The sequence below is a fragment of the Marinobacter sp. genome, from assembly GCF_044799475.1.
In the GTDB taxonomy this organism is placed as follows: Bacteria; Pseudomonadota; Gammaproteobacteria; order Pseudomonadales; family Oleiphilaceae; genus Marinobacter.
In genome coordinates, this window is the sequence record NZ_CP085217.1 from 2,404,904 (window position 1) to 2,416,549 (window position 11,646).

The window sequence follows — 11,646 nt, forward strand, 5'->3', positions numbered from 1 at the left end:
AGTGAAACAAGGAGGCAAACACCACGATGGATGCCAGAAACGAGCAGGAGAATCCGCAAACAGAGGCGTTTCTTGATGATCCCCTCTGGTACAAGGATGCCGTCATCTACCAGGTGCATGTGAAGTCATTTTTTGACGCCAACAATGATGGCATCGGTGATTTCCGGGGGTTGATCGAGAAGCTGGACTACATCGTGAGCCTGGGCGTCAATGCCATATGGCTGTTGCCATTCTATCCGTCCCCCCGCCGTGACGATGGTTACGATATTGCGGAATACTGCAATGTGAGCCAGGACTATGGGACGGTGGAACACGTACAGGAGTTTATCACTGAAGCTCACCGGCGCGGTCTGAGAGTTATCACCGAGCTTGTGATCAACCATACATCGGACCAGCATCCCTGGTTTCAGCGGGCCCGGCAGGCCCCTCCCGGATCGCCGGAGCGGGAGTTTTATGTATGGTCAGACACGGATGCCAAATACCCCGGCACCCGGATCATCTTCACTGACACGGAAACCTCCAACTGGTCCTGGGATCCGGTTGCCAATGCCTATTTCTGGCACCGCTTCTATTCCCATCAGCCCGATCTCAATTTTGACAATCCCCAGGTGCTGGATGAACTTCTCAAGGTCATGGAATACTGGCTGGACATGGGAGTGGACGGGCTTCGGCTGGATGCCATCCCCTATCTGGTAGAGCGGGAGGGCACCAACAATGAGAACCTGCCTGAAACCCACGATGTCCTGAAGCGCATCCGTGCGGTGATTGATGAGCGTTATCCTGACCGGATGCTGCTGGCCGAGGCCAACCAGTGGCCTGAGGACACCCGGCCCTATTTTGGTGACGGGGATGAATGCCACATGGCATTTCACTTTCCCCTCATGCCACGGATGTACATGGCCCTGGCGCAGGAGGATCGCTTCCCGATTACGGATATTCTCCGGCAGACGCCAGAGATTCCGGAAAATTGTCAGTGGGCGATCTTTCTGCGCAATCATGATGAACTGACCCTGGAAATGGTCACCGACGAGGAGCGGGACTACCTCTGGAACCATTACGCCGCGGATCGCCGCGCCAGGATCAACCTGGGCATACGTCGTCGCCTGGCACCTCTGCTGGAAAGGGATCGCCGCCGGGTGGAGCTTCTCAACAGCCTGCTTTTATCCATGCCCGGCACCCCCATTCTCTATTACGGGGATGAAATCGGCATGGGCGACAACATCTACCTGGGCGACAGGGACGGCGTGCGCACACCCATGCAGTGGTCAATGGATCGAAACGGGGGCTTTTCCCGTGCTGATCCCGCGCGTCTGGTGCTGCCCCCCATCATGGATCCGTTGTACGGCTTCCAGTCAGTCAATGTAGAAGCCCAGATGGGCGATCCCCATTCCCTGTTAAACAGCATGCGTCGGATGTTGACCGTGCGCGGACAGCACCGGGCCTTCAGCCGGGGCAGCATGCGCATGCTGTATCCCGCCAACCGCAATATCCTGGCCTATATGCGTGAGCTGACCGCAGCGAGCGGTGAAACGGAATTTCTGCTCTGCGTTGCCAACGTAGCCCGGACAGCCCAGGCGGTGGAGCTGGACCTCTCCGAGTTCCAGGGCAAAGTTCCAGTGGAAATGACCGGGGGGAGTGCATTTCCTCCAGTGGAGGGAACCCATTACAACCTGACGCTCTCTCCCTACGGATTTTTCTGGTTTCTGATGGCCAGCGAGTCGGAAATGCCTTCCTGGCACATGCGGGCACCGGAACCCATGCCTGATTACGTCACGCTCATCACGCGGCGGCGTCTGCAGGAAGTGCTGGAGCCCGGGCCCCGCAGGGAACTGGAGAGGGAAGTTCTGCCGAAGTATCTACCGAAGCGCCGCTGGTTCGGAGCGAAGCAGGCCCGGATTGAATCGGTGGATATCCAGTATGCGGATCCGATTGGTGATCCGGGGAACGAATTCCTGATGGGTGAGATTCAGGTCCGTCACACCGGCGGATCAGATCGCTATCAGTTACCCCTCGCTTTCGTCAGCGAGGGGGGCAGACCCCAGGTTCTTGCCCAGCAGCTGGCCATGGCCCGGATACGCCGGGGGCGAAAGGTCGGTCTGCTCACAGATGCAGTGGCGGTGGAAGATTTTGGCCTGTGCCTGCTCAGGCATTTGCGCCAGGGCGCCCGGGTTCCCTGTGGCAGTGGTGAGCTACGGTTTTCGCCCACTTCGCTGCTGCAGGATCTCGCACTCCCCGCCGATGTTGAGGTTGTGTCACAGGGTGTGGAACAGTCCAACAGTTCCATCGTCATTGGTCGCCAGGTGGTGATTAAAGTGTTGCGCCGCCTTGAGGCAGGTATTCATCCCGAAGCCGAGATTGCCCATTACCTTACTGCCAATGACTACACACATGTGCCGCCCTTTTACGGCGATGTAGCGCGCCACGGAGAAGGGGAGGAGCCCCACACCCTGATTCTGGCCCAGGGCTATATCGAGAATCAGGGAGATGCCTGGTCGTGGACCCGGACCAGGCTGGAGCGGGCAATTCACGAAGCGACCCTTGAAGACGCGGGCACGCTGGAAAAGGGCTTCAGCCCATTTAATGAGCTGGAAGCTTTTGCCGTGAAACTGGGGCAGCGTCTCGGAGAGTTGCACCAGGTGCTGGCCAGGCCCAGTGAAAATCCTGCATTCCGCCCTGAGCTGGCGGGTGAGGAACAGGTCAGCCTCTGGGCCGGGCGGGTTGGGCTGCGAGTGCAGGAGGCACTTGATCTTTTACACAGACACGCCCGGAACGCGTCAGAAGACGACCAGCGACTGGCCAGCCAGATCCTTGAACAGCGTGACAGTCTGATCAGCCTTGCTGAAAACCTGGCATACTCTGCCAGGGGCAGCCTTCTGACACGAATCCATGGTGACCTGCATCTGGGCCAGGTCCTGGTTGCCCAGGATGATGCGTATATCATCGACTTTGAAGGAGAACCGGCCCGTCCCCTGAGCGAGAGACGGGCGAAGGACTGCCCCTGGAAGGACGTGGCAGGCATGTTGCGATCTTTCGATTACGCAGGCGCGGTCATAGGCGAGAAGGCGGCGTCACCGGAGGCCAGCCCGAGCGCGAGCCCCCGGAGTCTGGAAGTAGCCGGCGAATACCGGCGCACCGGCAGTCAGGTATTTCTGCAGAACTATCGCCAGAGCGCCGCAGGTATTGCCCACCAGTGGCAGGATCCGGGGGGAGAGGAGGCTGCCCTGCAGTTGTTCCTGCTGGAAAAAACCGCTTATGAAATTGCTTACGAGGCTGCCAACAGGCCTACCTGGCTCAGAGTACCGTTACGCGGACTGGCTGCCATCGCTGATCAGATGAACAAGGGAGAAGGGAATGTCTGAAGCCACTGGAAAAACCGCCATCAGTCAGAGTGTCTGGCTTCCCCGAACGGATGCGGAGGCGCTGGCGGACGCCCGTCATGGCAATCCGTTTTCCGTGCTTGGCATTCATGAAACTGCAGAGGGAATGGTTCTGCGGGTCTATGTACCTGGCGCTCTGGGCGTCGATGTGCTGGACAGCCCGGACGGTACGCTGCGATGCAGCCTGACGGCGATCCAGATACCGGGTCTGTTCGCTGCCCTGGTGCCCCATGCCGCTCCCTACCGGCTGCGGATCCGCTGGCCCGATGGTGTGATACAGGAGACAGAGGATCCCTATTCATTTGGCCTTCTTCTGGGGGATCTGGACCTTTATCTCGTTGGCGAAGGTACACATCGCAGAATCGGGCATTGCCTGGGCGCCCAGCCCACCGAGGTTGATGGCATACAGGGTGTGCGCTTTGCAGTCTGGGCTCCCAATGCCCGGCGGGTATCCGTAGTGGGGGATTTCAACAGCTGGGACGGACGTCGCCACCCCATGCGCAAGCGCCAGCCGACCGGCGTCTGGGAGCTGTTCCTGCCACGGCTTGGCCCCGGGGAGGCGTATCAGTACGAGGTCCTCAATGTTCATGGTGAGGCAGTGCTCAAGGCCGATCCTGTAGCGCTTGCCACCCAGCCACCGCCCAGCACAGCCTCAGTCGTCGCTGATACTTCCCCATTCGAGTGGGATGACGGAGACTGGATGGCCCGGCGGGGTGAAGCCCAGGCCGCTGTCAGCCCCGTCTCTGCGTATGAGGTTCACGTCGCCTCCTGGCGCAAACACGGCGGTGACCAGGGCGAAATATACGACTGGGATTCGCTGGCTGAGCACCTGATTCCCTATGCGGTCGATCTTGGCTTCACCCATATTGAGCTGCTGCCAATCATGGAGCACCCTTTCGGCGGTTCCTGGGGTTACCAGCCCCTCAGCCAGTTTGCTCCAAGCGGGCGTTTTGGCAATACCCGTGACTTTGCAGCTTTTGTCGACTCCTGCCATCGCGCCGGTCTGGGGGTCATCCTGGACTGGGTGCCTGCACACTTTCCCACGGATCCTCACGGCCTGGGCCGCTTTGATGGTACCGCTCTGTATGAATACGAGCACCCATTCGAAGGTTTTCACCAGGACTGGGACACCTACATCTACAACCTCGGTCGGCGTGAGGTTCATGGCTTCATGCTGTCCTCCGCACTGCAGTGGCTCCGTGACTACCATGTGGATGCCCTGAGGGTGGATGCCGTTGCCTCCATGCTGCACCGGGATTATTCGCGCAAGGAAGGGGAATGGATTCCCAATGAATACGGCGGGCGGGAGAACCTGGAAGCCGTCGACTTTCTTCGCCATCTCAACGATGTCGTGAGAGAAGACGTGCCCGGCGCCCAGGTTATCGCAGAGGAGTCTACTGCCTGGCCCGGCGTCACTGAGTCCACCGCGGGTGGCGGCCTGGGTTTTGCCTACAAATGGAACATGGGCTGGATGCACGACACCCTGGAGTATATATCCCAGGATCCGCTTTATCGCTCCTGGAGCCACGACAAGCTGACCTTTGGCCTGATATATGCCTTTTCGGAAAAATTCGTTCTTCCCATATCCCATGATGAAGTGGTCCACGGAAAAGGCTCCCTGATCGGCAAAATGCCGGGGGATGAATGGCAGAAGTTCGCCAATCTGAGGGCCTATCTGTCCTTTATGTGGACGCACCCGGGGAAAAAGCTGCTGTTTATGGGCTGTGAGTTCGGTCAGTGGCGGGAGTGGAGCCATGATCACGAGCTGGACTGGGCGTTGCTCAGCTATCCGATGCACAAAGGCGTGCAGGACCTTGTGAGGGATCTCAACCACCTCTACCGGCAGACCCGTGAGTTACATCAGGCTGACGCGGCGCCGGAGGGATTCCAGTGGGTGATCGGCGACGACCGGAAAAACAGCGTATTTGCCTGGCTGCGCCTCGATCAGCTGGGTAATCCGGTACTTGTTGTTGCCAATATGACACCCCTTACCCATAGCGACTACCGGGTCGGCGTGTCCCGGGAGGGAGCCTGGACGGAAGTGTTCAACAGCGATGCCGCGGTGTACGGCGGTAGCAACGTCGGTAACGGTGGCCAACTCCTGGCTGAAGAGACTCCGCTTCATGGTCAGCCGGCCAGCCTCTCTCTCACACTGCCGCCCCTCGGGGTCCTGGTGCTTGCCCCGGAGCACTAGCATGACTCCCGCCGGCATGGGACATGCCGGCGGGAAGCTCAGATCCAGGCCATAAGCCCCATCTCCAGAGGGTGGCTGAGTGCCTGGTGAAAGGGATACATGCGCAGGCGGAGAGTCTGAAGTCCGGCATAGGACGGAGCCATCTGCCCGGAAAACTCCATCATGCCGTTGTTGTCTCTTTCAAATTCCAGCAGGAATCGGGTGGCCGCGTGAGGCTCAGAGTTGCCCGTACAGTCTGGTGTTATCAGGCCCTCCACTCGTACGTCCTCCGGCATCATGCCATTGAGATTCGCGCTGACAATCAGCGGGACATTTTCGCCATGGCGGCATTTCGCATCCATACATTCCGGCATCATCAGGCTCACACCCGGCCATGCTCCGCGGACGCGCTGCTTCCATTCTGCCAGTTCGCGCGCCGACTGGCCCTCATTTGCGCCGAGCTTCCCCCCCTGTTCACTGGCGGGCTGGTAAAATCTGGTTACGTAGTCCATCACCATGCGCTCGCTGTTAAACCGGGGAGTGACTGTCTTCATGGATGCCTTTGAGCGTTCCACCCAGCCCCGCGAATACCCCTGGTGCGTCCGGTCGTAATAAAGCGGAGCCACCTCAAACTCCAGCAGGTCCAGCAGGTCACGGGCCTCTTCCTTGTTACGGAATTCGGCATCCAGTTCGATATCCCGTGGAGTAATGGCCCAGCCGTTATGGCCGTCATAGCCTTCACCCCACCAGCCGTCCAGAACACTGAGATTGAGCGCACCGTTCAGAGCGGCCTTTTCCCCGGACGTACCGCTTGCTTCCTTTGGATACTCGGGAGTATTCAGCCAGACATCCACGCCGGACAACAGGCGTCTGGCCATGGCCTGATCGTAATTTTCCAGGAGCAGGATATGGCCCATGAATTCGGGCTCCATGGAAAGGTCATGGATGACCTTGATCAACTGCTGACCGGGCTTGTCCCGGGGATGAGCCTTGCCCGCAAACACGAGGACCACGGGCCTGTCCGGATTGGTCAGCAGCCTTTGCAGGCGGTCAAGGTCGGAGAAGATGAGGGTGGCCCGTTTATAGGTGGCAAACCGGCGTGCAAAACCTACAACCAGAGTGTCCTTCTCCGTCGACAGAAGGTGCCTGGTCATTCTGTCAGTCACGGTATGGCCGGTTCCGTTCCGGGTGTGCTGCCTCGTGACTCTCCGGGAAATCGATTCGGCTAACTGCTGCTTGAGGGTCTTGTGAACGTTCCAGAAATTATAATCCGGGATCTGCTCCACGAATGCCCAGAAGTCCGGATCGCGGAGACTGTTTCTCCAGTTGGGCGCCTGCATGTCGAACAGGCGCGACCATTCGGGTGCGAGGAATGTTGAAACATGGACTCCATTGGTGATGTAGTCGATAGGGTTTTCTTCTGCCGGCACCTGTGGCCAAAGGTGCTGCTCCATCTCCGATGCCACGCGGCCGTGAATCCGGCTGACACCATTGTGGAAACGCGAGCCTCGCAGGCCAAGGCTGGTCATGTTGAAGGCGTCGCCTGCAGCTGTGGCACCAAGAGCGAACACCTTCTCAAAATCCAGGCCGGATACCTGCAGGTACTCCTCCAGATTCTGAAGCGTCAGTTCCCGGGAAAAAATGTCATGACCGGCTGCGACGGGCGTATGGGTGGTGAACAGGGTGCACCCAGCGACAAGCTCCAGCGCCGCTTCAAAATCCAGGCCTCTGCCCATGGCGCGGCGGCACCGCTCCAGAATCTGGAATGCGGCATGTCCCTCATTGATATGCCACACCGTAGGCTGCAGACCCAGAGCTTCCAGCGCACGAGCGCCACCGATACCCAGCAGCATTTCCTGTTTTATGCGGGTTGTCTCGTCGCCACCGTATAACTGAAGAGTGAGATCACGGTCTTCAGGGCTGTTTTCGTTGACATTTGTATCCAGAAGATACAGCCGGATGTGGCCGATGCGTGCTTCCCAGACACAGGCCTGGATCTCTCTGCCCGGGAAAGGAACCGGGACGAGAAGAGGATCCCCGTTCTGTTCGACACGGGTGATGGGCAATTCATCGCTGGAATGGGATTCATAAAGAGCTATCTGCCGCCCCTCGGGGTCGATGCTCTGGATAAAATAACCCTGCTGATACCGCAGGCCCACTGCCACAAACGGCAGGCCCAGGTCGCTGGCGCCCTTGCAGTGATCACCGGCAAGTATGCCAAGCCCGCCTGAATAGATGGGAAAGCTTTCGTGAAAGCCGAATTCGGCGCAGAAATAGGCCACAAGGTCTGTAGCGGGATCGAGCTTTTCGGTCACTTCCGTTCCGGGTTCAGATTCCAGATAAAAGTCGTAGTCGCTCAGAACCCGCCGGTACTCCGCCAGAAAAGCGCGATCTTCTGCAGCCTGGTCCAGCCGGCTCTGGGCTACCCTGCGCAGGAACAGCTTGGGGTTGTGCTCTACTTTTTCCCACAGTTCCGCATCCATACGGACAAAAAGGCTGCGAAGACCGTAGTCCCAGCTGTAAAAGAGATCATTTGCCAACTCCGCGAGCCGGACCAGGGACTCGGGGATGAGGGGTTGGGCTTCCAGTTTAAATTCCGTGGCGTTGTCCATTCTGTCTGCCTCCAAAAGACGATTCCCTGTTGATCATCCTGACGTCGCCCGCCGCGTCGTCAGGGCTTCTTTATAGATTCCAGTATAGGTTCTGGCCCGGCGTTGCCAGGAGTGGTCAGCCTTCATTCCATTTATCTGCAGCCGTCGCCAGGCAACCGGATCCTGAAAGCATCCCAGGGCCCGGTTGAGGGCTCCTGCGAACGCATCACTCCCGGCCCCACTGAAGCAGAAGCCATTGGCCAGAGAAGACGGACTGTCCAGGGGGTCGGTCACGGTATCCGACAGCCCCCCAACCCGATGCACCACCGGAACGGTTCCGTAGTGCTGGCTGTACATCTGATTGAGGCCGCAGGGCTCGAACCTGGACGGCATCATGAAAATGTCAGCACCAGCCGTGATGAGATGGGCCAGGGCTTCATCGTAGCCAATGGTGAGTGAAAGGCTGCCTGGCCAGAGGTCTGCAAGGGCGCGGAAATCCCGCTCAAGATGGGGCATCCCTGAACCCAGAACGACTACCTGGCAGCCCTGTTGCAACATCCCGGGAACCACCTGCAGAAGCAGGTCCACGCCTTTCTGTTCGACCAGCCTGCCAATGAACCCCAGCACGGGCCTCGGTTGGCTGGAATCGGGCTGGCTGGAATCCAGGCCAAGATGCCGCTGGAGATCAGCCCGGCACAGTTGCTTGTTTTCAAGGCTGTCGCAGCCATAGGCGTGATCAAGAAAGTGATCGTTTTCGGGGTTCCAGATTCGGGTATCTATGCCATTCAGAACGCCGGCAAGAGCGGAGGCCCGGTGCCGAAGCAGACCATCGAGCCCGTAGCCAAATTCCGGCTGCTGGATCTCCCGGGCGTAAGCCGGGCTTACTGTAGTAAGACGGTCGCTGAACACCAGACCACCCTTGATAAAGGAAAGGCGGCCATGGAACTCAAGGGCGCTGTAATTCCAGAGGCTTTCGGGCAGTTCCAGTTGCCGGAAGGTGCCGGCCGAAAATAGCCCCTGATATGCCAGGTTGTGGATAGTGAAAACCGTAGCGGGGCCCTGGGGGGCGTCGGGCAGAAGGGCAGGCACAAGGCCGGACTGCCAGTCATTGCAGTGCACCACATCAGGCATCCATCGCAGACCTGCCTGACCCAGGGCGATAAGAACAGCGACCCTGGCGAACAGATGATAGCGCAGGGCGTTGTCCTGCCAGTCCTCCCCCTGGTCGTTCTGGTAGGGGTTCCCCGGTCGGTCAAACAGGGCTGGACAGTTCACGAGCCAGACAGTGACCGAGGTGCCCGGGATGGACGTTTCATGCAGGGTCACTGCATGGCCGCCGACTTCAAGCTCGGCAATGATGTTTGAACCTTTTTCCCGGGCGACCCGGAGTGCAGCGGGGTAGGCAGGTAACAGTACGCGGACGTCGATATCGAGGCTGCAGAGTGCCTCCGGCAGGCTGGCCGAGACATCCGCCAGGCCGCCAGTCTTGATGATCGGATAAACCTCGCTGGTGACGAACAACACGCGCATCAGGTTTTGTGCCTTTTCAGCAGGAAAGGTATCAGCGGGCCAGATTTACCCGGTGTGCTAGAACTTTACCTCACCAGCACAGGTGCTGATAAGCATAAAGGGGTAAAAAACATACATGATCTTTACAGCGTAGGCGCCGGATGATAAATGTGTAAATAACAGACTCTGTCGTTTCGCGGTGTTCTCAGGCACCCAGGAGGTGATCGACGCAAATCCCCAGCAAAGGAAGGATCAATGCCCGCAACGAAGCGCTTTGTAAGCCGCCTCACCCGCCAGACACTTGCCCTGGTACTTGCCGGAGGCCGTGGCAGCCGCCTCTATGACCTCACCAGCTGGCGGGCAAAACCCGCCGTGCCGTTTGGGGGGAAGTTCCGGATAATCGATTTCCCGCTTTCCAACTGCATCAATTCAGGCATAAGCCGGGTGGGTGTTTTAACCCAGTACAAGGCCCATTCACTCATCCGTCATATTCAGAGGGGCTGGGGCTCATTCCGCGGAGAAATGGATGAATTCGTGGAACTGCTTCCAGCCCAGCAGCGAATAGAGACTTCCTGGTACGAGGGCACAGCGGATGCCGTCATGCAGAACCTCGACATTATCAAAAGCCATAACCCGGAGTATGTGCTGATCCTCGCGGGCGATCATGTCTACAAAATGGACTATGGCACCATGATTGCGGCCCACGTGGAGGAAGAAGCGGACGTGACCGTGGGCTGCGTGGAGGTTCCGGTGGAGGAAGCCTCGGCCTTTGGCGTGATGTCGGTGGACGGCGATTACCGTGTTACAGAATTCCTCGAAAAACCTGAAAATCCGAAAGAAATGCCTGACAAGCCAGGCCGGACCCTGGCCTCCATGGGCATCTACGTATTCAGCACCCGCGTGCTTTTCGAGGAGCTGGAGCGCGACTATGAGCTGGACGGCTCATCCCATGATTTTGGCAAAGACATCATTCCTTCCGTTATCAAAAGGCTCAGGGTTGTCGCATTTCCCTTTCGCGATCCGACCCGCGAGACCGGCGCCTATTGGCGGGATGTCGGCACTGTCGACGCTCTGTGGCAGGCAAACCTGGAGCTCATCGGAATCAGCCCCGAGTTGAACCTTTACGACCCGGAGTGGCCTATATGGACCTATCAGGAGCAGCTTCCGCCGGCCAAATTCGTATTTGATGATGGAGACGGGCGACGTGGAATGGCGCTCGACTCGATGGTGGCGGGGGGATGTATTGTGTCCGGGGGGGTAGTGAGAAATTCCCTGCTGTTTTCCCGGGTGAGTGTGCATTCTTTCAGCGAAATAAGGGATTCTGTGATTTTTCCCGATGTTGATATCGGCCGGCACTGCCAGATCCACAAGGCGATCATAGACCGGGGCTGCCGGATTCCAGAGGGGACTCGCATAGGCATTGATCTGGAACAGGACCGTGAACGATTCCATGTCAGCCCGAAAGGGGTTGTCCTGGTAACACCGGAGATGCTGAAGCAGGACTATCCCCACGGCCTGTGAGGCGGCCTGAAACAGGCTGGAGTGGGCGCCGTCCGTGCCCGTAAAGCATGGCCGGCGATGGCGCCGCGTTCAGGAAAAGAGAGATCAAGGGGACAGAGATGAGAGAAGACAGCGTTAATCAACGTCTGAGCAACCGGGTGGCGGGCCGGCTTGAGCTTCTGGTTTTCAGGAGGGGAATGCCGGTAGCAACCGGGAAAATCCGGGACGCAAGCAGACACGGCTTTTTTATCGTCACCGACTATACCGATGTGGAGCTTCACCAGACGCTGGATATTGGAATCAGACTGCTTGATGCGCCAGAAAAGCACTTCCGGCGCATCAAGGCTGAAGTGGCCAGGATTTCAGAAGAGGGGCTCGGGGTTGAGGTTGGAAATTCCGCACTGGATGAAGCAGCTCTCAGCCTGATGCTCGACCGTTTCCGGAAACACGACCGGCTGAACTTAAGTTGAGTCGCCATTAATGCGGCTGTGTCCCT

The 11,646-nt window shown here is 58.4% G+C and carries 6 protein-coding genes; 4 read left to right on the forward strand and 2 right to left on the reverse strand.

The annotated features are described in order from the left end of the window. The first annotated feature begins 26 nt into the window (after positions 1–26). Together treS and glgB are read left to right on the forward strand one after the other, a co-directional pair. On the forward strand, positions 27–3,359 hold the full coding sequence (treS, locus tag LG327_RS11190) for a maltose alpha-D-glucosyltransferase (RefSeq protein WP_404361892.1): 3,333 nt from the start codon (positions 27–29) through the stop codon (positions 3,357–3,359). Then, complete coding sequence (glgB, locus tag LG327_RS11195; RefSeq protein WP_404361893.1) at positions 3,352–5,571, forward strand: 1,4-alpha-glucan branching protein GlgB; 2,220 nt, start codon at positions 3,352–3,354, stop codon at positions 5,569–5,571. Before treS ends, glgB begins: the two co-directional genes overlap by 8 nt. Before the next feature lie 38 nt (positions 5,572–5,609). On the opposite strand, the gene glgP is transcribed toward glgB, so the two are convergent. Together glgP and glgA are read right to left on the reverse strand one after the other, a co-directional pair. Next, on the reverse strand, positions 5,610–8,162 hold the full coding sequence (gene glgP / locus LG327_RS11200; RefSeq protein WP_404361894.1) for an alpha-glucan family phosphorylase: 2,553 nt from the start codon (positions 8,160–8,162) through the stop codon (positions 5,610–5,612). A gap of 33 nt (positions 8,163–8,195) precedes the next feature. Next, positions 8,196–9,671, reverse strand: coding sequence for a glycogen synthase GlgA (gene glgA, locus LG327_RS11205; RefSeq protein WP_404361895.1), 1,476 nt, complete (start codon positions 9,669–9,671; stop codon positions 8,196–8,198). Between the two features lie 234 nt (positions 9,672–9,905). Here glgA and glgC point away from each other — a divergent pair, with 234 nt between their 5' ends. Beyond that, entirely contained in the window at positions 9,906–11,171 is a 1,266-nt protein-coding gene (gene glgC, locus LG327_RS11210) for a glucose-1-phosphate adenylyltransferase (RefSeq protein WP_404361896.1), read from the forward strand. Between the two features lie 98 nt (positions 11,172–11,269). Further along, positions 11,270–11,620 carry a PilZ domain-containing protein gene (locus LG327_RS11215; protein WP_404361897.1) on the forward strand — a complete coding sequence of 117 codons (351 nt, stop codon included), beginning with the start codon at positions 11,270–11,272 and terminating at the stop codon, positions 11,618–11,620. The last annotated feature ends 26 nt before the right edge of the window (positions 11,621–11,646 follow it).